Annotated in this window: 29 protein-coding genes; 26 read left to right on the top strand and 3 right to left on the bottom strand. The window is 70.9% G+C overall.

Going from position 1 to position 25,571, the window contains the following annotated elements; translation table 11 throughout:
- Positions 1 to 208: 208 nt before the first annotated feature.
- A complete protein-coding gene (locus J4709_RS46140; RefSeq protein WP_208251837.1) occupies positions 209 to 718 on the bottom strand; it encodes a DUF6624 domain-containing protein in 510 nt (169 codons plus the stop codon).
- 731 nt (positions 719 to 1,449) lie between these two features.
- Here J4709_RS46140 and J4709_RS46135 point away from each other — a divergent pair.
- From J4709_RS46135 to J4709_RS46070, 14 genes are all read left to right on the top strand, one after another.
- Positions 1,450 to 1,890 (top strand): hypothetical protein, encoded by a 441-nt coding sequence (locus tag J4709_RS46135; RefSeq protein WP_208251836.1) that lies wholly within the window; start codon positions 1,450 to 1,452, stop codon positions 1,888 to 1,890.
- 92 nt (positions 1,891 to 1,982) lie between these two features.
- Positions 1,983 to 2,270 (top strand): hypothetical protein, encoded by a 288-nt coding sequence (locus tag J4709_RS46130; RefSeq protein ID WP_208251835.1) that lies wholly within the window; start codon positions 1,983 to 1,985, stop codon positions 2,268 to 2,270.
- A 105-nt stretch (positions 2,271 to 2,375) separates the two neighbouring features.
- The gene (locus tag J4709_RS46125; protein WP_208251834.1) at positions 2,376 to 2,651 is read left to right on the top strand and encodes a hypothetical protein; all 276 of its coding nucleotides are present in this window, start codon (positions 2,376 to 2,378) and stop codon (positions 2,649 to 2,651) included.
- A 124-nt stretch (positions 2,652 to 2,775) separates the two neighbouring features.
- Positions 2,776 to 2,973 (top strand): hypothetical protein, encoded by a 198-nt coding sequence (locus tag J4709_RS46120; RefSeq protein ID WP_208251833.1) that lies wholly within the window; start codon positions 2,776 to 2,778, stop codon positions 2,971 to 2,973.
- Positions 2,974 to 3,094: 121 nt separating this feature from the next.
- Positions 3,095 to 3,502, top strand: a complete 408-nt coding sequence (locus J4709_RS46115) for a hypothetical protein (protein ID WP_208251832.1) — start codon at positions 3,095 to 3,097, stop codon at positions 3,500 to 3,502.
- A 200-nt stretch (positions 3,503 to 3,702) separates the two neighbouring features.
- Entirely contained in the window at positions 3,703 to 4,392 is a 690-nt protein-coding gene (locus J4709_RS46110) for a hypothetical protein (RefSeq protein WP_208251831.1), read from the top strand.
- 533 nt (positions 4,393 to 4,925) lie between these two features.
- Complete coding sequence (locus J4709_RS46105) at positions 4,926 to 5,123, top strand: hypothetical protein (RefSeq protein WP_208251830.1); 198 nt, start codon at positions 4,926 to 4,928, stop codon at positions 5,121 to 5,123.
- 78 nt (positions 5,124 to 5,201) lie between these two features.
- Positions 5,202 to 5,369, top strand: a complete 168-nt coding sequence (locus tag J4709_RS46100) for a hypothetical protein (protein WP_208251829.1) — start codon at positions 5,202 to 5,204, stop codon at positions 5,367 to 5,369.
- 100 nt (positions 5,370 to 5,469) lie between these two features.
- A complete protein-coding gene (locus J4709_RS46095) occupies positions 5,470 to 5,685 on the top strand; it encodes a hypothetical protein (RefSeq protein WP_208251828.1) in 216 nt (71 codons plus the stop codon).
- Between the two features lie 70 nt (positions 5,686 to 5,755).
- Complete coding sequence (locus J4709_RS46090; protein WP_208251827.1) at positions 5,756 to 6,466, top strand: hypothetical protein; 711 nt, start codon at positions 5,756 to 5,758, stop codon at positions 6,464 to 6,466.
- Entirely contained in the window at positions 6,463 to 7,080 is a 618-nt protein-coding gene (locus tag J4709_RS46085; protein ID WP_208251826.1) for a hypothetical protein, read from the top strand. Before J4709_RS46090 ends, J4709_RS46085 begins: the two co-directional genes overlap by 4 nt.
- Entirely contained in the window at positions 7,077 to 7,298 is a 222-nt protein-coding gene (locus J4709_RS46080; protein WP_208251825.1) for a hypothetical protein, read from the top strand. Before J4709_RS46085 ends, J4709_RS46080 begins: the two co-directional genes overlap by 4 nt.
- A 39-nt stretch (positions 7,299 to 7,337) precedes the next feature.
- Entirely contained in the window at positions 7,338 to 7,811 is a 474-nt protein-coding gene (locus J4709_RS46075) for a hypothetical protein (protein ID WP_208251824.1), read from the top strand.
- Positions 7,812 to 8,416: 605 nt separating this feature from the next.
- Positions 8,417 to 8,968, top strand: a complete 552-nt coding sequence (locus tag J4709_RS46070) for a single-stranded DNA-binding protein (RefSeq protein WP_208251823.1) — start codon at positions 8,417 to 8,419, stop codon at positions 8,966 to 8,968.
- A 377-nt stretch (positions 8,969 to 9,345) separates the two neighbouring features.
- Here the strand turns inward: J4709_RS46070 and J4709_RS46065 are convergent, their stop codons facing one another.
- Positions 9,346 to 9,801, bottom strand: coding sequence for a hypothetical protein (locus J4709_RS46065; protein WP_208251822.1), 456 nt, complete (start codon positions 9,799 to 9,801; stop codon positions 9,346 to 9,348).
- A gap of 232 nt (positions 9,802 to 10,033) precedes the next feature.
- On the opposite strand from J4709_RS46065, the gene J4709_RS46060 reads away from it, so the two are divergent.
- From J4709_RS46060 to J4709_RS46045, 4 genes are all read left to right on the top strand, one after another.
- A complete protein-coding gene (locus tag J4709_RS46060; RefSeq protein ID WP_208251821.1) occupies positions 10,034 to 10,492 on the top strand; it encodes a hypothetical protein in 459 nt (152 codons plus the stop codon).
- A gap of 8 nt (positions 10,493 to 10,500) precedes the next feature.
- The gene (locus J4709_RS46055) at positions 10,501 to 13,176 is read left to right on the top strand and encodes a hypothetical protein (RefSeq protein WP_208251820.1); all 2,676 of its coding nucleotides are present in this window, start codon (positions 10,501 to 10,503) and stop codon (positions 13,174 to 13,176) included.
- Between the two features lie 53 nt (positions 13,177 to 13,229).
- The gene (locus J4709_RS46050) at positions 13,230 to 14,645 is read left to right on the top strand and encodes a DUF1173 family protein (protein WP_208251819.1); all 1,416 of its coding nucleotides are present in this window, start codon (positions 13,230 to 13,232) and stop codon (positions 14,643 to 14,645) included.
- A 234-nt stretch (positions 14,646 to 14,879) separates the two neighbouring features.
- The gene (locus J4709_RS46045; protein WP_208251818.1) at positions 14,880 to 15,173 is read left to right on the top strand and encodes a hypothetical protein; all 294 of its coding nucleotides are present in this window, start codon (positions 14,880 to 14,882) and stop codon (positions 15,171 to 15,173) included.
- 218 nt (positions 15,174 to 15,391) lie between these two features.
- Here J4709_RS46045 and J4709_RS46040 read toward each other — a convergent pair whose 3' ends face one another.
- The gene (locus tag J4709_RS46040) at positions 15,392 to 16,777 is read right to left on the bottom strand and encodes an NsdA family TPR-like regulatory protein (protein WP_208251817.1); all 1,386 of its coding nucleotides are present in this window, start codon (positions 16,775 to 16,777) and stop codon (positions 15,392 to 15,394) included.
- A 187-nt stretch (positions 16,778 to 16,964) separates the two neighbouring features.
- Here J4709_RS46040 and J4709_RS46035 point away from each other — a divergent pair, with 187 nt between their 5' ends.
- From J4709_RS46035 to J4709_RS46000, 8 genes are all read left to right on the top strand, one after another.
- Positions 16,965 to 17,717 carry a hypothetical protein gene (locus J4709_RS46035; protein WP_208251816.1) on the top strand — a complete coding sequence of 251 codons (753 nt, stop codon included), beginning with the start codon at positions 16,965 to 16,967 and terminating at the stop codon, positions 17,715 to 17,717.
- 14 nt (positions 17,718 to 17,731) lie between these two features.
- Entirely contained in the window at positions 17,732 to 18,520 is a 789-nt protein-coding gene (locus J4709_RS46030) for an aKG-HExxH-type peptide beta-hydroxylase (protein ID WP_208251815.1), read from the top strand.
- A 61-nt stretch (positions 18,521 to 18,581) separates the two neighbouring features.
- Positions 18,582 to 19,262: a putative 2OG-Fe(II) oxygenase gene (locus J4709_RS46025; protein ID WP_208251814.1), complete on the top strand. Its 681-nt coding sequence runs from the start codon at positions 18,582 to 18,584 to the stop codon at positions 19,260 to 19,262.
- The gene (locus J4709_RS46020; protein WP_208251813.1) at positions 19,259 to 19,858 is read left to right on the top strand and encodes a hypothetical protein; all 600 of its coding nucleotides are present in this window, start codon (positions 19,259 to 19,261) and stop codon (positions 19,856 to 19,858) included. Before J4709_RS46025 ends, J4709_RS46020 begins: the two co-directional genes overlap by 4 nt.
- Before the next feature lie 64 nt (positions 19,859 to 19,922).
- Positions 19,923 to 20,126, top strand: coding sequence for a hypothetical protein (locus J4709_RS46015; RefSeq protein ID WP_208251812.1), 204 nt, complete (start codon positions 19,923 to 19,925; stop codon positions 20,124 to 20,126).
- 256 nt (positions 20,127 to 20,382) lie between these two features.
- On the top strand, positions 20,383 to 23,934 hold the full coding sequence (gene dnaE, locus J4709_RS46010; RefSeq protein WP_208251811.1) for a DNA polymerase III subunit alpha: 3,552 nt from the start codon (positions 20,383 to 20,385) through the stop codon (positions 23,932 to 23,934).
- Complete coding sequence (locus tag J4709_RS46005) at positions 23,931 to 24,347, top strand: DUF6300 family protein (protein WP_208251810.1); 417 nt, start codon at positions 23,931 to 23,933, stop codon at positions 24,345 to 24,347. The genes dnaE and J4709_RS46005 overlap by 4 nt, the downstream gene beginning before the upstream one ends.
- Positions 24,348 to 24,442: 95 nt before the next feature.
- Positions 24,443 to 25,561, top strand: a complete 1,119-nt coding sequence (locus J4709_RS46000; protein ID WP_208251809.1) for an NsdA family TPR-like regulatory protein — start codon at positions 24,443 to 24,445, stop codon at positions 25,559 to 25,561.
- Positions 25,562 to 25,571 lie beyond the last annotated feature (10 nt).

Raw genomic sequence — 25,571 nt, 5'->3', positions numbered from 1 at the left:
CAGCCACCATGCGATGCGTATGGCCGTGCAGGTCGCAAGGGGCGGCCTCGGACCGTCACCGCACAAAGCCACCGGGTTCCTTCAGTAGGCATACCCGCGAGCGCCTGCCTGGCGTTCCTGCCATGCATGCCGGCCCAGCCGAGGGGCCGGTCACCGTACGTCGGTGGCTACCTTCGACAGTTCTTCCTCAAAGCCGCGCCGGCGTTGATCAGCCGGACTTCCGCATCAGACGGTCGTAGTCGGCGTGCGGCTCCAGACCAACAGCTACTCGACGTTCATCGAGCCCATCGGGGTCTTCGACCGGATAGGGCACCCCATCGCGATACTGGGTTCCGTACAACTGAGTTCTGCCTTCGGCGACACGAACCCGATCGTCCAGATACGCCAGACACCAGGCCGGCGCCTGATCCTCCTGGACGGCCTGCCGCAGCAGACGCACGCAATGACGCTGGAACTCCGGCTGCTGGTCGGAGTGCTGCGCCAGCAGCCAGGCCGCCTCCGCCGCGTGATCACCCACCAGCGTCCGGCCCGGCCAACCATGCTCGGCGATGACCGCTTTCAACCATTCGGTGTTGTCCTGGCGGACCAACTCCCACTCACCGGTCCCGCCTGCACCGCTCTTGCGCGTCGACTCCTTCTCGGCGGAACGCCGTTGCAGCACCTCCTGGTCCAAAGCAGCCCGGCGTGCCAGTTCCTCGGCCAAATGGTCATCAGTCACGCGGACACCCTCTCCCCGGCGGCGAGAGCGGCTTGATCAGTGGCCACCGCGCCCTCCGACAACGTGAGATATGGCTGCTGAAACCAGGATTGTAATCGGCGCTCTGGGTCAATACCCACACGGTAGTCGAGTGCTGCCCCCCGGGCGAGATAGCACCCCGGGCAACCATGTCCAGCGGTGACCTTTTCGGAAACGCCACGTTGTTGGCATCGACCGACTCACGCCTGCGTTTTGTGTCTGCTCAGAAGGGCGCACGCTACCACTCGCCCGCCGGCCTCTCATCCGCAGCAAGGGCGTGCAGGGCCGCACGACGAGTCCGGTGCGCTGTGACCGTCTGGCACCTCACCGGACCGTGCCGGTCGAACGCGCCGCCGATCCGGCCGCGAGCGGAAGAGGGTCCGGTAGCCGAGAACAGGGCCTGCTCCTTGACCCGAGCACGCCTGACGGTCGACCGCCTCCGGGCGGCCGAAGTTCCCGTTCCGGCCGGGCCGACTGTGCCGCGCTGCACCCGGAACGGCAACCACGCGCTTGCCTCCTGCGTGACCCCGGCCGCCATCCTGCTCGGGGCCAAGATCTTTTCGCAAGAGCGGCGAAAACATCTTGGCCCCGAGCAGGGCGCGCGGTTGCCGCCCCGGCCTCCGCACGGCTGTGTCTGCTCCAGCCGGAACGGGATCCCCCGGCCGCCAGAAAGGCGGCCATCCCGCCAGGCGCACTCCGACAAGGAGCAGCACATGTTCGAGCTCTCGTTCCCCTTCACCGTCCGCGGCCAGATCGCCGGCGCGCCCAAGATCACCCCGGTGAAGGGCAACCCCTGGCAGCGCGCCGGCTTCACCTTCGAGGTGGACGTCCCGCAGGCCACCCTCGGGGTCAAGCTCATCAACCAGCACACCCGGCGGGTCTACATCGCCACCGAGGGCAACCTCGCCAACAGCATCGCCGACTGCGAGCTGATGGTGAACGAGCGGCTGCAGGTCGTCGTCGCCGACATCGACTCCTACGCCTACACCCGCGAGACCAACCGGCAGAACACCCGGCCCTCCTCGATGATGAAGTACACGATCATCGGGTTCCGGTCGCTGACCCGCCCGGAGCTGTGGGGCGTCGCCCCCGGCAACGACGAGCTGGTCCCCGCGCTGCTGCCCGACCTCAACAGCGTCCCGCAGGCCGCCTGACGGCACCCTGCGGTGGGGACGGAACCGACTCCGTCCCCACCGCGGGGCCCAGGCGATCAGGAAGCCATCCCAGCCGCGGAAGGGACGCCCGCATGCCGATCTACCACCAGCCTCCGACCGCCATCCCCGCCTCGATGGGCGAGGTCCGCCCGACCCAGACCGTCTGGACCGGGGACAGCTGGGACTACGTCGTCGACGTCAGCGCCGAGGACGCCCGGCCCGGCACGGTGACCATCGTCCGGCGCACGCCCGCCGGCCACTGCTTCACCACCAGCTACCGGCGGGGCCGGGCCACCGCGGTACGCATCCCCGCCGACCACTACTCCACCGCGCACGGCCGACCAGGCCATGCGCCCAGGCCCCGCATCACCGCGGCGTAGCCGGTCGGTCCATCCCACGCCGCCCTTCACCTCGCCGAGGCCGCGGGTCTTCCCGCGGCCTCGGTCCTCGTCCGCTCGGTGCCCGTTGCGAGAGGAGATGCACCCATGTCCGCCGACCCCCTCCGCTGGACCGATGCCGTCCAGAATGCGCTCGTCCGCCACCTGGGCGACGCCCGGTTCGTAGCCGAACTCCACCGCTCCCTACTGCCCAGCACCCACGTCCAGGCGTACACGCCGGATCAGGCCCCGGAGGCGGAACCGCCCGACCAGGGGCCCGACCAGGGCATCGTCTTCCAGGTGACCGACGAACAGTTCGGCTACACCGCCCGCTTCGCCCTCAGCCTCCGGCGGATCCCCGCCGAACCACCGCGCGGCGACTGACCCCCAGCCAGGACAACGCCCGCCGGCCGCCGCCCTCCCACCGGGTGCACCGGAACCGCTTCGGCCACCTCCCGCAACGTCCGGTTCACCCGAGCGGATCCGCAGCACCAGGAAGGAATCTCTAATGAGCATCTGGCTGCTTCACCGCACCGACAACTACGAGCTGGGGGACCGCAGGGCATTCGTGGTCCGGGCACAATCGGCAGCCGAGGCGATTGACGAGGTACGAGACTGGATAGAGAACGCCGAGCTTCACGCCGAGCAGATCCCCCTCGACGGGCCGCTAGAGGTGATCCTCAGCGAGCCGCACTGCGCCTGCTGACAGGCGCGGAGGGTTCCCCGAATCTCTCCGCCCACAGGGCCCACCCGATCAATAAAAGGGGTATAGTTATAAGTGCAGTTCGCAGCCTGCAAGCCCCAACAACCGCGAAGGAACCACCGCCGTGCCCGCATCCGCCCGCCAACCCGATCCCAGCGACTCTCCCGAACTGCTGACCAAGGTCGAGCGCGCCCTCGCCGCGTTCGACCCCGGCGACGGACCCGACCGCCTCTCCCGGCTTCTGACCGGACTGCTGAGCTACGCCGGCGTCGTCGACCACCCAGAGATGCTGCTGGCCCGCGCCGTCCAGCGGCACGCGGTCGACTCGGTCACCGGTCAGCTCGGCCACGGACCAGACGACCTGGACGTTTCCCCCGAGCAGGTCGACGCGGCCGCCTTCACCGAAGCCGCCGGGCGGGTCATCGGCGCGCTGTGGTACCTGGCCGTGCACATGCCCGAGACCGACCCGATGCTGCTGCAGGCCAGCGCCCACCAGGTCCTGCGGGATCTGCTCGACGACGAACACCCCTGAGCCGTTCCAGGACCGTCACCCCGCCCGACAGCACGACGGCCGGCGGACTCCCCAGGCAAGGGGTTCGCAACGTCCGCCGGCCGTCTGGGCTCTGACCGGCCCGGGGCGCGAAGGGCGGCCCGCAGCCAGAACCGTGGCGCCCATCCTAGACATCCCCCCGACCAGTACCGGCTCCCACCAGCAGGCGAAGGGCAACCGCGATGGCCACCCGCAACATCAACGGCCGACTGGCGCTGGATCGCACCGGCGTCGCCGAGCGAGCCGGCGCCGCCCTGCCGACGGTGGACCGCTGGAACGGCGACCGTCCCGGCAACGGGTTCCCCGCCCCGATCCCGGCGGAGACGACCGGTGAGCCGACGCGGCGCTGGTGGTGGTCGCAGGACATCGACGCCTTCCTCACCGCCCAGCAGAGGGCCAAGCAGGAGCGCCTGACCGCCGTCGACCGTAGCGGCGATCCCCAGGACCTGCTCACCGCCGCCGAGGTCCGCCGCGTCCTGGGCTACCGCAGCCACAAACTCCCCGACGCCCTGCTGGCGATCGCCGACGAAGTCGAGGAGAAACCCGGCAAACGGCCGCGCCGCAAATGGCGGCGATCGACCGCATGGGCGTTCGCCGACGACCGCGGTACCCGCCGCGGCGGCGGACCGCCCACCGGCACTCGCAACGCGACCGGCGCGCGCGTCCTGGACCTCACCGGCGATCCCGACGAACTGGTCGGCAGCACCGAGGCCGCCCGGGTACTGGGCTACGCGGCCAACACCAGCCTGCCCACTGAACTGTACGAGCTGGCCGACGAAACCGAGACCAAGGCCAGTGGCCGAACCTGGCACCGCTGGCGGCGCCGCACCCTGTGGGACTTCACCGGTCATCCCGGCGACACCACACGGTGACGCGCGACCCGGCCGGACCCTGCCCGCCACCCGGCGGCTGAGCCACCCGGCAACCGGCCTTGCGCCGCGTAACCGGGACACCGTCCCCCTCGGCCTGGACCACCTCGCTGCAGTGTCGCCCAGCCTCCTCGCGTGCTCCGGGCCATGGCACCGAAGCCGCCGGTGACCCCGCAGCCGGGACAGGGGTGATCCCGGCCGTCTGAAGGGAGCCAGTCCAGCCTCACCGCACCGCGCGTCTCCAGCGGACACGGCCACATGTCCCCCGCGGCGCTTCCGTCGCTACGAGCAAAGCAGATCCGGCCGCGGGCGGCGACCTGTGGTCGGCCATCCCGCACAGCACGCGGCGCGGCAGCGGCGACCGGGCCGCGAAGATCTTTTCGGTTCAGCCAGCAGGGCGTGCCCAACCGCCCCGCCGAAAACATCTTCGCGGCCCTGGCTGGAAGTCGCCGCCCGTGGCCGGATCCGCTTGTGGCCTTCGCGTCGGAAACACCACGCGGGGCACAAGCGGCCCCGCCCACCGGAAGGAACGCGCGATGCAGCTGAGCCTGGACTACCTCCCCCAGCCGACCGACATCACCACCTGCCCCGTCTGCGGACTCACCTCCACCTACGACGTCATGACCCAGATCCCGGGACTCGGCTGGGTCGACAACGTCTGCATCGAGGCGGAGATCAAGGCCATCGTGAACACCGCCCCGGCTCCCCGGCACAAGGACCTGCTCGCGGCCTGACCCGAGCACCGGCCGGCCGGGCACACCCCGGCCGGCCCCCGCGTCCACCGCCTCCAAGAAAAGAGGACGCCAGCCTCCATGCCGCACATGCTCGGCACCCGCGCGAAGGTCACCGCAGCGCCCTGGTACTGCTGCCCCGGGCACACCCCGTACAACCCCACGCGTCACGCGCTCCGCAAGGCCAAGCGCCGCGAGGCGAGGACCTGGCGGCGAGCCCTCCGGCGCAACGCCGCCGACGACATCTGACCCTTCCGCACGGACCGGCCGGCGCGCCGAGGCGCGCCGGCCGTCGGCATCCCCCCGCCGGCTGCTCTCCCGACCGCCTGCACGCCCGGAGGAACTCGTCGTGCTCACCATCACCCCGACCCCGGACAAGCGGTACCGGCTCACCCGCTCCCCGGCGACACAGAGCGCCGGGCTCTCCCGCGCCCAGGCCATCCACCAGCTCATCGACCACGGCCTGCGCGCCGAGGAGGCCACCGCGCTCCTGGAACTGACCGGCGCTCTGGGCACCCTCACCCTGCTACCAACCCCGCCTCGAGCCCCGCACCGCAACCCCTGACGGCCACGGCCGTCCACGACCACGAAAATCCCCGCACCGAGCCCTGCCCACGGGCGGGACGGAGGAGTACATGAACACCACGACGATCGAGATCTTCCACAACATCGCAGAGAACTCCATCGCACGATGCGCCGGCCTGCTCGGCTACCAGCCGCAGCATCCGGTCAGGAAGGTGTTCACCTTCACCCTGCCCGCCGATGAACCGGCCGACGTCCACGCCCTGGCCGAGCACGCGTACCGGGTCGGCAACGGAGATGACCCGTTGAGCGGCGCCTACTACCGCCTGGCCCGACGCTCGATGAGCGTGGGCGACCTGGTACGCCTCAACGGCCTAGTCTGGCTGTCGTGCGCCAGCACGGGATTCTCCCTCCTGACGCACTGGCCCCTGGTCCACGTCCAGTCCGATCGGTACGACGTCCCCGCCGGCATCCTCGCCGCCAACACCATCGACATCACCGAACTGGCCGCAGCCGCCGACACCACGGACAACGTCCCGCGGGCCGTTCGCCTCGACCAACCTGCCGCCTCGGCCGGGCCCGCCGTGCACCGCTACGGCGCGACCCTGGAACGGCTCCGCCAGCTGATCACCAGAGAAGCGGCAGACGACATCAGCGACCTGATATCTGAACTGCCCGCCCTGCGCGCCGCCGCGCACGAGTGCAGCCAGACCACGACCCGAGGTCTGGAGAAAATGTTCAAGGTGCTGCTCAGCGTCCGCCGCATCCAAACCGTCCAATCCCGCCACGACTGCGGGGGCCGAGGCAGGAGCGCGGGCCGGTGACGGCGAGCACCCACCGCATGCGCTACGACGCCATCACCTACTCCACCGCCGACCGCACCCGCGAACACAGCACCGAACACGGCACCGAGCACGTCGCCGAGCACGTCGCCGAGGTCGAACGTGTCGAATCCCTGCCCTACCGGGCCGCACGCCAGCGCGTCCTGGACGCCGCCGCGGCCGGGGAGCTCGTCCTGGCTCGGACGCGGACCGAGCACACCGACGCCTACGGGCGCCGCCTGCGATTCGTCCTCAGCGTCCAGGACGGGCAGTACCAGGAACGGTGGACCCCGCAGCCCTGCGCGTACTGCACCGCGCGGCGTGAAATCGAAAGCGAAGGCGTCAGCGCCGGCTCGCGGTCGCCCACCCACTCCTACGAGTGGAACGCGCTGCACGCCCGGCAGATGCTGCTGCGCGAGCCGCTGTGGCGCATCCTGCCCGCCGCCGGAATGTGGGAGGTCCACCTGAGCCCGCTGGCCATCTACCAGGTGACCGCCAACGACCCGGCAGGCGCCCGCCTGGAGGTCCGCGCACGGCTCACCTCCGAGGCCCGCACCGGCCGCTGTCCAGGATGCCGCGCCGCCGACCGAGCCAGCGAAGGGACACCTGAGAAATGACCGTCGCCGAACTCCGCGCAGCCCTCGCCGACCTGCCCGACACCCTTCTGGTGATCGTGCAGAGCGACAGCGAAGGCGACAACTACAGTCCGGTGGCCGACATCGAACTGGCCCTCTACACCCCGGCCAGCACATGGGAGGGATCACGCCACGGTTCCGACGAGCCGCACACTCCCCGGACGGCCAGCCCCGCCGTGTTCATCGTGCCGATCTGCTGACCGCGCCCACCGACCGGAAAGCAGCCAGGAAGGAGATCAATGACCACCGTTCCGCCCTCCCCGGATGCCATCGGGCTGCTGGCGGCCCAGCAAGCCATCATCCCCGAGCTGGGCGAGCTGCGCTGGACCCTGCGCCCCGGCATCGCCATCGCGAACCTCAACGAACTGGGGAGCACCCGCGTGGTCCCCGGCACCTCACCGGGGACGCAGACCCTGCTCGTTGTGCCGCCTCCGGCGACGCTCCCCTGGATCGAGCGGCTGCACTCCGCCGGGTGGCGGCGTACATCCCGGATCGGCTCCGGCCCGTGGTGGCAGCTGAGCGCCTACCTTCGCTCCGGCGGTGCCACCCTCCAGGTGACGGGAGCGGTTTACGAGACGCCCGACGGTACCCGGTTCACCGACGCCAACGCCTCCATCCCCTACTTCGCGCCGCCCCCTCCGCATGGACGCGGCGCAGCCGCCCTACGCGCCTACGAGCAGTGGCTGCACGCCTGCGCCACCGACGCGTGGTGAGACCCGACGCCTGGTGAGACCCGGCGCGTGCCCGCGCGAACGACGGCGCCCGGGCCGCCACCGATCGGGCCTGATGGTCGCCGGCGGGCCCGATCGGCCGGAGCAGTCCACCTCGGCGCACACCGGGACGCCCGCCGACGTCCCGCCCGGCGCGGGAAAGAAGGTATGCGGCCTTCGGCCGCAAGCTCCCCCTTTTCCAGCCGAGCCGAGGTCGGATTGTACGTTCCGCCCGGCCCCTGTCAAAGGCGCCTTCGGCGTCGCTACGCGATCGAGCAAGCTCGACCTTTGACAGGCGCCGGGCTCCACTGGCTAAAGCTGGTCGTCGGTTCGGCCGAAAAAGGGGGAGCGGGGGAGGAGGTTGCGGGGTGCCGCGCCGCTGCCGTCTCGCGGTGGGACGCGGGGGCGCCAGCCGCGCGCCGCGTGGTGCGGGCACCACGGCGCCAACGGCCGACCCGGAAGAGGGGCGCGACCCTGCAAGAAGGCCGAAAAATGATCCGGGAAATCCTCCCCGGTAGGGGTGCAAACTCCGGAAAATGCGGTATAGTTATAAGTGCCAGGGCGGGGAGCGCAACCCCCGCCAACAGCCCGAACGAAGGGACCACGAAATGAGCACCCGAATCATCATCGAGGGAATCCTGGTCGAGGCCCCCGGACTCCGCTTCACCCCCGCCGGGGTCCCGGTCACCACCCTGCGAATCCTGGACAACCCCGTTCGCCGCGTGAACGGCGAGTGGAAGCCGATCGCCACCACTGCCTACGAGGTCGACGTGTGGGGCCGGATGGCCGAAATGGTCGTCGCCGAGTTCGCTGACCGCGACCTCGTGACCGTCGTCGCGTACAACGTGTACACCCGCGCGTGGGAGAGCAAGCAGAACCCCGGCAACTACGGCGCCGACATCAAGGCCACCGCCGAGAGCGTCGCCAAGCGGTTCCGCCCGGTCAAGACCAGCGACGCCGCGCCCGCCGCCGAGCCCGAGCCCGCCAGCGAGCCCGCCAGCGAGCCCGCCAGCGAGCCCGCCAGCGAGCCCGCCAGCGAGCCCGCCGCCGAGCCCGAGAGCGCGCCCGCCCCGGCCGCCCCCGCCCCGGCCAAGCCCGCCGCCAAGCCCGCCGCCAAGCGGAGCACCACCAAGAAGCCCGCCGCCAAGGCGAGCGCCTAACCCGAACCCGGTGACCGCCCCGCCCGCCCGGGGCGGTCACCGCCGCACCCGCAAACGGTAGGGACGGGCATCGAGCCCGCCCCTACCGGCGGCCCTGAACCCCCGCACCCCACCCGCAGCGGAGCGGCCTGCGGCCGCGCTCATCTCCCGGGCGGCCTCCGGCCGCCGGCGCCGCTGCGCGACGCACACGGTGGGGCCGGGCATCGAGCCCGACCCCACCGGCGGCTCCGCCGCCACAACGCGGAGCGGCCTTCGGCCGCGCCCCTTCTTTGGCGGCCTCCGGCCGCCGGCGCCGCAAGCGGCGCGTCGAGCCCGGCTTCGCCGGGCACCCTCCTCCCAAAGGCTCGGCTTCGCCGAGCCCCCCTCACCCCAGTCGCCTACACACCCGCGACACCCTGACCCGCAGCCACGGCGCCCGCAGCGGCTCCCATCTCCCCGGCCCCCGAAGCCCCGGCACCCTGCCCCTCACCGCCCGCCTCGAGCCCCCGCGTCCCATCACCAGGACGCACCCCAGCCTCCGGCGTCCCCTCACCCTGCTGACCACCCCGGCCAGCCGCCCCGGCAGACCCCGCCCCCCGGCCTCGGCTGCGAGGCCGGCCCTTCGGACGCCGGGTCGGCTCCTCGAACCCGAGCTTGCCCAGCTCCTGGTCCGACCACCCCACCCGGACCGCCGCCACATGCTCAGCCCCGTACTCCCGATCCACCGCCTCCAGCGCCTCCACCAGCTCAGCACGCCGGCGCTGCACATCCGCCAGCTTGCGCACCGCCTCGATCTTCCCATCGACGTTCAGCACCGCCAGGGCCCGCGCCTGGATCTCCTCTTGATCGCTCATGACCGATCACCCTAGTTTGATCTTGTTCGCGGAGGAAGTGGCGGAACGACCAGACGGCCCCCCGGCCGCCTTTTCATCCGCACCCCACCGCTGTTCACAAGTGCACAACAGGTGATCTTGATAGAGCGAGAGATATGCTAAGTCGGACTTATCTCCCTCTTCTGAGGCAGGCCACCGAAACCAGCGGGCACCGGGCAGCCATTTAGCTCGATAGAGGGATGGATTTTCCTACGTGGAAGAGTCGATTTCCAGACGCCGCGGACGCGACACCACACCGCGCCCGCACCGGGTCGGCCCGGTCCGTTTCAGCGACCAGGAGTTCACCTGGGTGACCATCGCTGCACAACGGGCCGGCCAAGCCCGCTCCGCCTACGTCGCGGCAGCGGCCGCCGCCGTCGCCCGAGGCGAGGTGAGCCCGCACGCCCGCAACGAGCACGAAACACTGCGCCAACTGATGAGCCTGCGCAGCGAACTCCAACACCTCGCCTTGCGCGTCGACCAGGCCCTGGCCCAAGCACCCACCGGCAACCTCACCGGCAACCCCACCGGCCTCAGCGGCGACCCACACGGCGAACCCGCCTCCTGCACCGCGCACACCCAACTATCGGGAACTCTCGCCGACCTCGACCAGACCGTGCACCGCCTCGACGAAGCGATCTCCGCGCTGCTGCCCTACCGGACCGGCCAATGATCGGGAAGGTGATCCGCGGGCCCCGCGTCGACGGACTGCTGCGCTACCTGTACGGGCCCGGCGACCACGAGGAGCACCTGGACCCGCACCTGATCGCATCATGGAGCGGCCGCGAGAACGACCCGGCCCGCGCCGGGGAAACCGGCCTGCGGCGGCTCGCGGATCTGATGAACCAACCGCTGTGGCTGCGCGAGCTCAGCCTGGGCCGCCCGGTGAACAACCCGGTCTGGCACTTCCCCGTCCGCGCCGCCCCCACCGACCCGATCCTGACCGACCAGCAGTGGAACACCATCAGCCGCCGCATCGTCGCCGCCGCCGGCATCGCCCCCGACGGCGACCTTGACGCCTGCCGATGGATCGCAGTCCGGCACGCCGACGACCACGTCCACATCGTGGCGACCCTCGCCCGAGCCGACGGCAACCGGGTCGACCACCACAACGACGCCCTGCGCGCCCGCGCCGAACTCCTGCGAATCGAAACCGAACTCGGGCTGCGCTCCACCGCGCCCGCCGACCGCACCGCCCGCCGCGACGCCTCCCGCAAAGAACTACGCAAATCCCACCGCCACGGCGAGGAGATCCCCATGCGCGAACGCCTGGAACCGCTCGTCCGCAAAGCGTCCATCAACGCCACCGACGAACGCGAGTTCTTCGCACTCCTGGAGTCCTACGGACTACGTGTCTTCCCACGCACCAACGACACCGGAGACATCACCGGCTTCTCCGTCGCGATGCCCGGCGACCGCGACAAGGACGGCGCCCCGATCCGGTACTCCGGATCGACCCTTTCCCCCGACCTGTCGCTGACGAAAATCCGCCAGCGCCTGCGTGAATACCAGGACGCCGAACACCGGCAAACCCCCCAAGCCGCGCCCTTCGGGCCACGCCAACAGCCCCCCAACCCACAGCCGCTCAACCCACACCCACCCGGTTCCCAACCGCCCCGCCCGCAGCCGCAAGACCGGCCCGCACCCGACAAACAAACCTCGCGCGCCGACGACCGAGCACAAACCTGGGAACGCGCCGCCGAAGCCATCTCCGATGCGGCCAGCGCGCTGCCCGAAGCCGGCGACGCCGACGCCGACGCCATCATGCGCGCACTCAGCGACGCCCTCACCATCGCCGCCGACAACGCACCACCCCCCATGCGCGACCAGATCGCCGCAGCCGCCCACAGCTTCCAGCGGGCCGCGCAGATCCCCACCACCCAGCAGCCCGACGAACCCCAGTCCGACACCCAACCCGACACGCACGACCAGGAAATGAGCGCCGGCGAACGGCACGCCCGCCAAGCCGCCGACGACCTACGCCTGGCCACCCGAGCACTCGGCGCCGCCGGACGAGCATTCGCCAACGGCCGCGACGCCACCGCCGTATGGCTACTGATCGCCTCCGCCGTCGTAGCGACCCGCGCCGCCTACCACTGGCTCCGCGGCCACGGACACCGACCCCAAGCACAAGCCGCCCAAGAAGCCAACGCCCACCTACGCACCGCACTGAACCTGCGGACCGTCAACCACTCCCCCAACTTCCCCTACGACTCGGTCGCAGCCCAAGACCAGCGCCTGCACACCATCGTCCGAAACGCGCTCGCCAGCAACCAGACCGGCGGCCGCCGAATCGACCCCGCGACCATCCTGAAAGACCCCCACTGGCCCCGGCTCGCCGCAGTACTCCGCCAAGCCGAAAACCGCGGACACGACCCCCAGCGCATCCTCGCCGCCGCCATCGCCGAGCGATCGCTGAGCGACGCGCACTCGGTCCCCGAAGTCCTGTCCTGGCGCATCCAGCGCACCCTGACCCGCGACACCCCCCTGATCTCCGAACCGGCCCGCAACGGGCAGCAGCTCTCCCCCCAAACCCCGATGACACACCAGCAGACGCCGACGCCCGAGCCGCCGTCGCCCGCCTCCGACAACCCTTGGCCCACACAGGCACCACCCCCGCCCCCGCCCCTACCGACCGAGGCACCCCAGCCGGCAGAACCGGGACAGCAGCCACCGCCCGACCGGCCCCTGGCATCCACGCTCTTCCCCGACCCACCCCAGCCAGAGCACACCGAGCAGCCACCGCGCCCGCAACCACCACAACCCCCTCCCCACGACGGCCCACAAACCAGCGAGCCAAGCACCCCCAACGACACCCAGACCCCCACTGAACCAGCCCGCCCAGAAACCATCCCACCGACACCCCCCGCACCCCAACAGCCCGACCCCGAAGCCGAACCGAACCCAACCCCGCCGCCGCAGGAAGCGCCGCAGCCCCCGCCCCGCCCCGCCGCCCCCGAGACCGGGCCGGACACCGCCCCCGATCCCGACCGGCCCGACCGCGACGCCGTGCGCCGCTACACCGAACTGCTGACCGCCCAACCCGGCCTGAACGCCATCGCGCTACAGATCCACCCGACCTGGCCGGTGCTGACCGAAGTGCTGCACCAGGCCGAAACCGCCGGGCACTCCGCAGCCGACCTCGTGCAGGCCGCGGTCCAAGGCAGCGACTCTGGAATACCGACACCCGCCGGACTGGCCTGGAAGGTCCGCGAACAACTCAACGCCCGCCGCAACACCCCCGCCGCCCCAGCAGCCAACCCCACCAAACCACGACCCGCCGACACCAACGACCTCGACCGAACGCCGGTCAACCGGCCCCGCCAAGGCCCCCACCGCGGCGGTCCCCGACGATGACCCGGCATCCCGTCCCCCCCGCCCACCCAGCACCAGAGAGGACACCTGAAACGATGTCGCGCCCACCGCAGCCCCAACACCCCCTGCCAGGCCGCGCGGCAGCCGGACCCAGACCGGACGGCGCCCTCCCCACCACCCCAACCGGCGCCCCAACCGGCGCCGACCGCGAACCCGCAGCGCCCCTCACAGAGCAGGACGGCACCGCCGGGCAGGTCCGGCTCGCCGACCACCTCGTGCCCCTGGCCGCCGTACGCCACGACCCCGGACGCTTCACCCGCCTGCTCGCCCGCGCCCGCGCCGAAACCGGCCACGCCGAATGCCTGTGCCGCACCCCCGCACTGAAACTGGTCATCCGATCCCGATCCGGCCGCTACCACCTCGCCCGCTGGCCCGGCGAAGGCGACCAGCACACCCCCGAATGCCCCTTCCACCAAGCCGCCGCGAACCTGTCCGGACGCGGCGGATACACCGCCGGCGCGCTCACCGAAACCACCGACGGCACCACCATCCGCCTCGCCACCCCCCTCCAGCTCACCGGCACCCGCGCAGCCCCCGCCCTCACCACCCCCGCCCGCACCACCAGCGGCACCGCCCGCACCATGAGCCTGCTCGGACTACTGCACTGGCTGTGGGAACAAGCCCAACTCAACCTCTGGCACCCGACCTGGCGGCGCAGCTGGTCCACCTGCCACACCCGCCTCACCCACCAAGCCGCCGACTGCACCGTCAACGGACACGACCTCACCACCCGGCTGTACGTCGTACCGCCCTACCGGCCCGACAACGCCGACGCCAACACCACACTGTTCACCACCTTCACCGACCAGCTGAGCCGCATCGGACGCCACCAGCAACGCGGACTCATCCTCGGCGAAATCAAGGACATCACTCCCACCAAATACGGCTCCCGGCTCACGCTCCGGCACCACCGTGGCGCCCTGTTCGCCAGCACCCCCCTGCTCGACAAAACCCGCCGCTCCTACCGGGCCGCGCTCTCCACCACCACGCTGTCCACCCCCCACGCCACAGCCGCCACCAGCACTACCGCTGCGGGTTCCACCCAGCCGCGCCGGATCGGGCTGTTCCTGGTCGAGCGAACCCCCAACAACTACCTCGCCGTCGCGGACATGGCCGCCATGCTCACCAACTACCGGTGGATTCCAGCCGATTCCTCCCACGAAGTGGCCATGGCCGACCACCTCATCACCGCCGGCCGCAGCTTCACCAAACCCCTCCGCTACGACGGCGCCGACGCAGTCTTCCCCGACTTCGTCCTCACCGACACACCCGCCCCCGTCTACGTCGAGGTCTACGGCGTACTCGGCCGCGCCGACTACGACGAACGCAAACGCGCCAAACAAGAGCACTACCGCGACGCCGGCACCGCCGTCATCGAATGGAACGTCACCGACCCCCTCCCCGAAGTGAAACTGCGCAGCGCCGCCCCCCGCCGCCCGCCGACCCGATAGAGACCACGAGCCCGCCCGCCGGCCGATGCCCCGCGACCGCCCCGCAGCAGCCGCGGTGCGCTCGATCCCGGCGACCAGGCTGGGCCACCAGGACGCGCCGCGCAACGCTCCGCAAGCTCCGCTTCATGCGCGCCGCGCCCCGCCGGCCCATGACACCTGCCACCGGGACCGAGCACACCGACACGCCGCCAACCGAGGCGGCCACTCACACCCCGGCGGACAGGAGCACACCCCATGGACCCGCGAACCGACCTCCGGATCGCCCAACTCCCCCACGACAACGGCGCCGCCGACCTGGACGGCTCAGCCACCCGCTCCGCACTGCACTCCCCTCACCACCGACCAACGCTCCCCCTCCCCGGCCAGACCCTGTACCTACGAGACGGCACCAAAGGATTCTTCGGCCGGATCGACGGCGACAAGATCCTGGTGTTCCCGCTCACCGACGCCCCCTGCTTCTGGGCGCCCCGCGCCGACTTCACCACGACCCCGCCCTCGAACTCCAGCCCGTCAGAGCCCATGAAATAGCCCGCGAGGTGAGTAATCTTCCGAGAACTGTGTGGAGGTCAGCTGGGACCCGCCGGTCCATGAAGCGGACTCGACCTGGGGCTCTTCAGACGAGCCGTTCAATCTTGCTCGGGTGGCCTGTATCCGGTGAGGAATTCGGTGGCTCCTGACTTGGGCAGGTTCTAGGAATCCGACCTCGAACCGGGCACCGCCCGCGCGGAGACCCTGGCCGTGCGCCCCTACAGCAGCGTTCGGCTGCGATGCCGGCGTCGTAGAACGTCGGCGAGGGCCGCGTCCGCCTCCGCGACATCGCCGCCCGATGGGCCGTGTGCCTGGCGCCATTCGGCGCGGAGAGCGTGGAGTTCGTGGTCGACGCGGGCCGAGTCGACCAGCGGGAGGTCCGCGGCGATGGTCTGGATGGTGCGGGCGGCTTGGTCGTGGTGTCCGCGCCGGGCTTGTAAGTGGGCGAGCCGGGAGCCGATGAGGGTGCGGGACCGCCGTTGGTGGGCGGGGCGTCCGTCCAGGGATGCGGTGAGGTGGTCTTCGGCGGCGGCCAGGTCCCCGGCGGCTGTGAGAGTCGTTCCGGTCTGGTGAGACAGCGCGGCCCACGTGTAAGCGCCGGTCCACACGGCTCCATCCGATGACGCGCGTTCGAGGTCCCACTCCGCTGTGCGCAGCAGGCCGCGTGCCCGGTAAGGGTCGCCTGCGGCAGCGGTGGCTTCGGCGCGCATCGAATTGACCCACGCGCGCAGCCGCAGCGGACATCCGGCAGGCAATGCGCGCTCGGCGGCGTCGGCGAGATCACGGCCCTGCGCCGGGTGGCCGAGCCACACCGCCTGCAACGACATGGCGCGTAGGGCCGTTGCCCGCAACCGCCCGGCCTCGGCCTGGTCGTCTCCGGCATGCTCAGCGAGCCGGACGGCCTGGATGAAGTAGCGTTGCGCGGCTCCTGCGGCGCCGGCGTCGCTGGCCATGAACCCGGCGAGGTAGGCCAGGTCACCCGCCGCGACGAACACCGCGGCGCTGCTGCAGGACGCGTTGCGCAGTAGCGGAACGACATGGCTGGTCAGATACGCGGCAACCGATGCACGGGCGTGGCCACCACCGAACCGGTCGTCCAGGCCAGCAAAGGTCTCGGTCATTTCCTTGATGCGGGCCGCGTCGGCGGCGCCGGTCCGGACGGGCGGGGTCCTGCCCGCGCCCTTCACCCCCGCGGCGGGTATCGCCGCGGCACTGAGCACGAACGCCCCGGCGCTGAGGACGGAGCGCCGGTCGAGGTCGGTCATGTCGCATCTCCCCAGATGGTCCAGCCAGGTGGCGGGATCACCCGCCCACGGGCTCTGCGGGGCCACCCCGCAGTCGGGCCAGCCCAGATCCGCCGAGCCCAGCTGCGGAGCGCCGAGTAACCGGGCTGCGGCCTCCACAACGAAGGGGATCACGCGCGGGGTCGGGGTGCGGCCGGTCAGCCAGTTCGCGACGGACCCTCGGTTGTACCGGGTGGCATACCCATTCTCGCCTGCGACCGTATTGACCTGCTGAGCGAAGGCGGCGTACGTCACGCCGGCTCGGCGGATCACGGCGGCCAGCGCCGGGTTACTGATCGGCTTGGTACGCGGCCTCGGCATCGTCGTTGACACCTCCCTGGCCACTATCCGGCGGGGGCCGATGCGGAGCCACCCCTTCCGGGAGGCCGGTTCCCGCCGCGGCCGCAGCACGTGCTCGGAGCCGGTTTCAGGAGAGACACCGAGAGACACCTCAGCCCCTAGCCGCCGCGGAGAGCCGGGCGTTGTGTGGAGGGCGCAGCGACCACTCATGCAGCAGGCGGTGATGGTGGTGACCGAGTCGGACGTCCAACGGACCTACGAGGAGTTCTACCGAATCCCCAGGGCCGGGCAGATCCGCCTATCGGACGGCGGCGGGCCCTTCGGGTTCGACATCCACCTGGCGCTGCTGGTGGACCAGCTGATCGGCATGCTCGGATGCGACGCGATCTGCGAGACCGGTTCCTTCGTCGGCGACACCACCCTCTACTTGGCGGCCCGGCACCCGGAACTGCCGGTGCGCTCCTGCGACATCGACCCGCGCCACGTCGCGGTCACCCGCCGGCGCCTCACCGGGCACAGCAACGCCACCGTGGAATGCTGCGACTCCCCACGACTGATAGCCGACGTCACCCGCCGCCACACCCGGCCGCTGTGTTTCCTCGACGCGCACTGGGGCGACCCGTGGCCGCTGGAGCAGGAACTGGAACTCCTCGCCACCCGCACGCCGACTGGCGGCGCGGTCGCGGTCGTCCACGACTTCGACATCGGCCACCCCCGCTTCAGCTTCGACAGCTACGGCGGTCGTGACTGCGGACCCGGCGTGCTGGCGATGCTGGGGCGTCCGCCCGCGGTCTACTTCACGCCGCGACCGGAGGCGCCGTGGCCGCTGCCGTGCCTGCAGACCGGACGCCGCGCCGGCGCCGCGGTGCTGGCGTTCGGACTGGACGACTCACCGCTCCGCAACCACCCGCTCCTGGACGTCCAAGGCGTGCCCGCGCCCGCCCCTGCGCCCGCCCGTTGAAAGGGATCCTTGTGATGGCTTCTGCCTCCCCCGACGCCGCACTGGCGCTGACCCGCCAAGATTTCGCCGACCCGCTTCGGATGCTGGACGGGCTCCCGTTCCTGGACGACGGGTTCCAGCACGGGCGCCTGCTGGCCGGCGCCGCCGCCGTCCGCCACGCCCAGGCCGAGCAGGCTCCGCGTAGCGGGTCCCGCGGGGCGGTGCCTCCGCAGGCGTGGCTGATGCCGTCTGCGATCTACGCGCTGCGGACCTCGCCGCCGATGCCCGCCCGGCCTCTGGCTTCGGCCCGCCGCGCCGCGATCAGCCGCCGCCTCATCGAACTCGAGGAGCTGGTGCCCGCGTGGGGGCCGCTGCTGCGGCTGCCGGTTCGGTACGCGCGGCTGTTCCCCGACCGTGGCGCGATCTCGGCGTCGTCGCGGTCCTGGCCGCAGCATGTGCTTCTCGCCGACGCCGCGTTCTCCACCGAGGCCGAGCTGCGCGAGCAGCTCGTGCACGAACTCGCTCACCAATGGCTGTACCTGATCCAGGAGATGTGGCGGCTGGAGACCCCGGACGCGCCGCCGGTCGCCCTGCCGTCGGGGACCGCCGGGCGAAGCCCGGACGAGGCGCTGGGCGCCGCGCACGTCGCCGCCGCGCTCATCCGCCTCTACCAGGCGACCGGCGACCACGACCGGGTGCGGCTGCTGGCCGACTACGGGACCGGGTGCCTGGACGCCGCCCGGCACCTGACCCCGGTCGGCCGGCTCCTCGCCGACCGGATCGCCGCCCACCTGCCCGGCCCGGAGCCGGCTCGCGTGGGGTGACCCCTTGCAGCCGGGCCCGACGCAAACCCCGAGATGCCCGAACGAGGAAAGGACTGTGGCTGTGACCGTGACCGCTCATTCGCGCTCGGCGCCGTCGGACTCCGGCCCGCCGACGTTCCCCACCGACCGGCCGGTGATGCAGATGTGGAGGACCCCCACCTACCAGGCCGACTGCCCCGGCGCCGCCGAGCACCTCCCGGTCCTGCGGGAGATGATCCTTCAGGCGGAGAAGACCGACACCCAGGCCGCGAACTTCGGCGGGATCGACGCGATCAAGTCGTCCCAGACGATGCTGACCTGGGACCACCCGTCGATCGAGTGGCTGAAGGTCCAGATCGCCGCCGCCGGCGACACCTTGACCCGCGCGGTGCTGGGCGATGCCGCCGACGAGATCGGCGGCCACGACGTCAACGCCGAAGCGTGGGCGGTGGTGTACCGGTCCGGCGGGTCGCTGCGGCCCCACACCCACCACGACTCGGCGTGGTCGGGCGTGCTGTACGTCGCCGCCGACCCCAGCAGCGACAGCGAGGCCGGGTACCTGCAGATGCTCGACCCGCGCCCGGCCGCCGTCGGCCGCAGCGCCTCCCAGGGCGTCGTCCGCTACTCCCCGATCCCCGGCCGGATGGTCGCATTCCCCGGCTGGCAGCCCCACTCGGTGAAAGCGACCGCGACGGACTCGCGCCTGCGGATCGCGATCGCCTGGAACATCGCCTACCACGAGCGCTGGAGCCGGATGTCATGACGCTCACCACCACCACGTCCGCCCCCGACCGGCGGCCCTGCAGCACGGGCGGCCCGTCCGTGCGGCAGCACTGGGGAACGCCCATCACCGTCGTCGAACTCACCCCGGCCCCGCTGCTGTCGGCGGCCGCCGCCGACATCGACGCCGACGGGCCGCCCCTGGAGTCCCTGCCGCCGGGCGACATCATCACCGACCTGGACACCGCGGCCACGGCGTTCCGCGCCTCCTTCGACGCGCTCGCCGACGCCTACGGCCCCGACCTGGCACCCCCGATCAGCAGCGTCGACATCGACGTGCAGGTCTGGCGGCACGGCCACGACGTCCCCGCCACCGGACACCCCGCCGACCTGGTCGCCTGGTGGATCCTGGCCGCCAGCCCCGCCCCCACCCACACCGAGTCCGGCGCCCTCGCCTTCTCCGACCCCCGCGCCGGGTCCCAGATGACCGCGATGCCCGGACTCCCCTGGGGCCGTCAGCTGATGATCCGGCCCGTGGCCGGCGCGCACGTCGCCGCCCCCGGCTGGCTCACCTCCTCCATCGTCCCCCTCGAACACGGCCAGTACGTCCTGGTCGCGATCGCCGCATCCGTCCGGTAACCGCCGGCGAACCCACACCGCGCCGACCCGACCGGGCCGGCACCGAGATGGAAGGAAGATGCCCATGACGCTCGCGGAGAAGGCCGCGGCCAGCCTCCGGCTGGAGGGCCCCGGCCTCGGCTACGGCCTCGACGACACCGAGGTCGACCGGTTCCTGGCCGCCACCGACGCCGGGCTGATCGTCCTGGACACGGCGTGCGACAAGGGGATGCAGGACAACTACGCCCTGCGCCACGACGCCAAGACGTCGCTGCCCGCCACGACCTGACCGACATCGCCTGACCGACACGCCGAACCCTGAGGTGAGCGGCCCCACAGACCCCGCCGCATCACCCTAGGGAACGGCTGCTCACCGGCCCGGCCGGAGCCCCTCCAAGGGCGCTCCGGCCGGGCCTCGATTGTGATCAAGACCGAGATGGGCCTGCCCTGTCCCACGAGCCACGCTGATCGCCGTAGGCTCATGGGGTCGTCTGCACCACCGGCCCCGTCCCCCGCTCGGCGGCCGCGTAAAGAAAGGCTCGGCGTTGGCTGATTCGTACGTTCACCTGCATGTTCACACCGAGTACTCGATGCTGGACGGTGCCGCGAAGATCAGCCCGCTGATCGGCAAGGCCGCCGAACTCGGGATGCCCGCGGTAGCGATGAGCGACCACGGCAACATGTTCGGCTCGTACGAGTTCTTCAAGGGCGCCAAGAAGAACGGCATCAAGCCCATCCTGGGTGTGGAAGCCTACGTGGCTCCCGAGTCCCGGCATGTCCGCAAGCCGATCTTGTGGGGCGAGCCGCACCAGAAGAAGACCAACGAGCAGACCGGCGAGGGCGGCGACGTCTCGGCGTCCGGGTCCTACCTCCACATGACGATGTGGGCCAAGGACGCGCCCGGCCTGCGGAACCTGTTCAAGCTGACGTCGCTGGCCTCGCTGGAGGGCCACTACCGCAAGTGGCCCCGGATGGACGACGAACTCCTCGCCGAGCACGGCAAGGGAATCATCGCCACCACCGGATGCCCATCCGGTGCGGTGCAGACCCGGCTGCGGCTCGGCCAGTTCGACGAGGCCCTCAAGGCTGCGGCGAAGTACCAGGACATCTTCGGGAAAGAAAACTACTTCCTGGAGCTGATGGACCACGGGCTTCCGCTGGAGCGGCGGGTCCGCGATGACCTGCTGAAGATCGCCGACACCCTCGGCATTCCGCCGCTGGTCACCAACGACTCCCACTACGTGACCGAGAACCAGGCGGCCGCCCACGACGCGCTGCTGTGCGTCGGCACCGGATCCCGCCTCGCCGAACCCGACCGGTTCCGGTTCAGCGGCAGCGGCTACTACCTCAAGACCGCCGAGGAGATGCGCGGCATCGACTCCTCCGAAGCCTGGCTGGAAGGGTGCCGCAACACCCTGCTGGTCGCCGAGATGGTCGAGCCGTACGACGAGGTGTTCGAGCGGCGCGACCTGGCCGCGAAGTTCCCCATCCCCGAAGGCGAAACCGAGTCGACATGGCTGCGCAAGGAAGCCGAGCGCGGCGCGGTGAAGCGGTTCGGGGACCCGGTCCCGGCCGAGGTCACCGAACGGATCAACTACGAGCTGGGCGTCATCGACGAGATGGGGTTCCCCGGCTACTTCCTGGTCGTCGCCGACATCTGCAACTACGCCCGCGAGAACGGGGTGTGGCTGGGCCCGGGACGCGGGTCGGCGACGGGGTCGATGGTGTCCTACGTCACCGGCATCACCGACCTGGACCCGATCGAGCACGGCCTGATCTTCGAGCGGTTCCTCAACCCCGAACGCGTGTCGATGCCCGATGTCGACCTGGACTTCGACGACCGTCGCCGTGAGCGGATGATCCGCTACGTCAACGAGCGGTACGGCGAGGACAACGTCTCCCTGATCATCACCTACGGCTCCATCAAGGCCAAGGCCGCGGTGAAGGACTCCTGCCGCATCAACGACCTGCCCTACGCACTGGGCGACAAGATCACCAAGGCGTTCCCGCCCGCCGCCGGCGGCAAGGAGATCTCGCTCTCGGCGATCTTCGACGAGAAGGACCCACGGTACGCCGAGGCCACAGCGCTGCGGCAGCTGTACGAGGAAGACGTGGACGTCAAACGCGTCCTGGACACCGCGGTCGGCATCGAAGGCCTGACCCGCGGCACCGGCGTGCACGCCGCCGGCGTCATCCTGTCGTCCCAGCCGCTCATCGACGTGATGCCGATCCACCAGCGCCCCGACGACGGCGCCCGCATCACCGGCTACGACGGCCCCTCCTGCGAGGAGCTGGGCGCGCTGAAGATGGACTTCCTGGGGCTGCGGAACCTGACGATCCTCGGCGACGCCATCGACAACGTCAAAACCAACCGGGGGATCGAGGTCAAGCTGACCGACATCCCGATGGACGACGAACCCACCTACGCCCTGCTGCGCGCGGGCTGGACCCTGGGCGTCTTCCAACTGGACAGCTCGATGATGCGCGATCTCACCAAGCTGATGGCCCCGACCGAGTTCGAGGACGTGTCCGCCGTCCTCGCCCTCGGGCGACCGGGCCCGATGGGCGCCAACGCCCACGTCAACTACGCGCTCCGCAAGGCCGGGCAGCAGGAGATCACCCCGATCCACCCGGAGCTGAAAGACGCCCTGGAACCCATCCTCGGGAACACCTACCACCTGGTGGTGTACCAGGAGCAGGTCATGGCGATCGCGCAGCAGCTCGCCGGCTACACCCTCGGCGGCGCCGACATCCTGCGCCGAGCGATGGGCAAGAAGAAGAAAGAGGAGATGGACAAGCAATGGGCCATCTTCTCCCAGGGCATGGCCGACAAGGGCTACAGCGCCGAAGCCGCCCAAGCCGTATGGGACGTGCTGGTGCCGTTCTCCCAGTACGGGTTCAACAAGAGCCACACCGCCGGATACGGCATGGTCTCCTACTGGACCGCCTACATGAAGGCGAACTACCCCGCCGAGTACATGGCGGCGCTGCTGACCTCGGTCGGCGACAACAAGGACAAGATGGCGGTGTATCTCGGTGAGTGCCGGCGGATGAAGGTGAGGGTGCTGCCTCCGGACGTGAACGAGTCGGTAGCGATGTTCGCCGCTGTCGGCGACGATGTCCGGTTCGGTCTGGGTGCGGTCCGCAACGTCGGTGAGGCCGTCGTGGACGGCATCGTCACCGCCCGCAAAGAAAAGGGCGCCTATACCGACTTCGGCGACTTCCTCACCAAGGTCCCGATGCCGGTGTGCAAGAAGAGCGCGATCGAGTCGCTGATCAAGGCCGGCGCGTTCGACAGCCTGGGGCACCCGCGGCGGGGGCTGCTGATCGCCCACGAACCGGCCGTTGATTCGGTGGTCAGCGAGAAGAAGGCCGAGGCGATCGGCCAGGACAGCCTGTTCGGTGGGCTGGCCGACGACGGAGGCTCGGCGCCGCTCGCGGTGACCATCCCCGACGACGGGGAGTGGGACAAGGCGACGCTGCTGGCCTTCGAGCGGGAGATGCTGGGCCTGTACGTCTCCTCCCACCCCTTGGACGGCGCAGAGCGGATCCTGGAGCGCAACCGGGAGGCCACCACCGCCGAGGTCGGTGCCGGTGGCCGCCAGGGCATGGTGCGGGTGGCCGGGCTGATCTCCGGGCTGACCCGCAAGGTCACCAAGACGGGCAACTCCTGGGCGATCATCAAGCTGGAGGACCTCGACGGGTCGATCGAGTGCCTGTTCTTCCCGTCGGCCTACCAGCTGTACTCGACGACGCTCGCCGACGACATGGTGGTCAGCGTCCTCGGCCGGATCAACGAACGCGACGGCTCCATCTCCCTGCACGCCCAGGAAATGGAGGTCCTGGACGTCTCCACCGCCGGCGGGTCCGAACCGCCGGTCGTCATCAGCGTCCCCGCCACCAAGATCAACGCCGGGACGGTCTCGGAACTCAAGCGGATCCTGTCCGCCCACCCCGGCGGGTCACCGGTCCACCTGGCGTACATGACGCACGGCGGACGCGGCACGTTGCTCAACCTGGAGCCCTTCCAGGTGAATCCGGACTCGGCGTTCTTCGGCGACATCAAGAGTCTGCTGGGCGCGAGCGCCATCCAATGACCCCCAGCAGCTCACGGCCCGGCGACCAGTCGGACGACCGCGACGACCCCGAGTCTGCGGGCGAGCAGAGCAGACGACCGATCGACGTGGTGTCCGCCTTGCATGTCCCGGCCTGCCCGCGCTGCGGCGGGCCGGGTCTGCTGTCGGCCCGCGTTCCGCATGACATCGAGCGACAGGACGGGCACGTCATCCGCGGAACGACCGAGGTGGTGCTGTGCCCGGGCTGCGACGCCGACCAGCCGGAGGCCGGGGCGCTCATCACCTACTTCCACGTCCACGGCGCCGTCGATGCCGACACCGTCAGGCAGGCCGCCGACCTCATCAGCGCATGGGCCAACTCCATCGAGATCCCGCCGCCGGACGTCGACCAGATCGACGCTGAAGCAGAGGCCTGGCGCAAAGGCGAGCTCTAACGCGCAGCCCGGCAGGTCGTCATCGGCCAGCCGCTGGACTTCCATCAGGTCTGGCCCGAGCGCGCGGGCCGCAGTGCCGGGTCATCGACGACGGTTTGGACGTACCGTGGACGGACCAGGGCCTGCTGCGCCTACTGGAGGGATGGCCGCACACCATGCTGGCACGACGCGCCTTCATCGCCCTGTCGGGCGCCGCTGTGACGGCGTCGGCGTGGGAATGGATGGACGCCCCCGCCCCCACCACGATCGCCCGCACCGCGGCCACCGGAGGACGGGTGTCGGCAGAGACCATCACCGTCATCGACACCATCGTCGCCGCCGCGCAGCAGATGGACGACCAGCACGGCGCCGCCGGCGCCGGATTCGTCAGCGACCAGTTCGCCTGCGTCTCCCGGCTGCTGCGCCAGGCCAGCTACGATACCGCCACCGGGCGACGGCTGTGCGCCGCGCTCGCCCAGCTCGCCCAGACCGCCGGGTTCATGGCGTACGAGAACCTTCAAGACGGCGCCGCGCAACGCTGGTACCTGACCGCCCTGCACGCCGCCCACAGCGCCAATGATCACGCGCTGGCGGCCAGCATCCTCGCGCTGATGAGCAACCAGCTGGCCGGTATGCCGGGTCAGACCAGCCAGGCCCTCCAGCTGTCGGCCGCCGCGCAGCAGGCCGCCGCCCGCGCCCCGGCGGCGGTGCAAGCACTCATCGCCGCCCGCAGCAGCCTGGCCTACGCCGCCGCCGGCGACCTGAGCGGCTTCCAGCGCACCCGAGACCAGAGCCTGCAGGCCCTCGACCACGCCGGCTCCCACCGCGACAAGACTCCCCGGTGGGCCCGCTACGTCACCCGCACCGAACTCGACGCCATCACCGGCCGCGGCATGGTCACCCTGGCCGAGCACCTCACCGGCCGCCACCAGCAAAAGCTCCTGGCCAGCGCCACCACCCTCCTGCACGACCGGGCACTGACCTCCACCGCCGCCTACCAGCGCTCCACCCTGCGCCACCTCACCTGGCTGGGCCTCGCTCACGCCCGCGCCGGAGACCTCGACCAAGCGGGCAGTGCGGCGCGTGCCGCCGCACGGCAAGCACCGCAGATCACCTCGCCGCGCTGCCGTCACCTGATCGGCGATCTCCGCGACACCCTGGCCGCTCACCCTCGACGCGCCCCCGCCCTTCGGCCGCTGCTCAAGGACCTGGCGCGCGTCCTCCCGCCGAGCTGATCAACCGGTA

It is taken from the genome of Actinomadura violacea (assembly GCF_017573465.1).
GTDB classification, from domain to species: Bacteria; Actinomycetota; Actinomycetes; order Streptosporangiales; family Streptosporangiaceae; genus Spirillospora; species Spirillospora violacea.
This window is presented reverse-complemented; position numbering and strand designations above follow the sequence as displayed.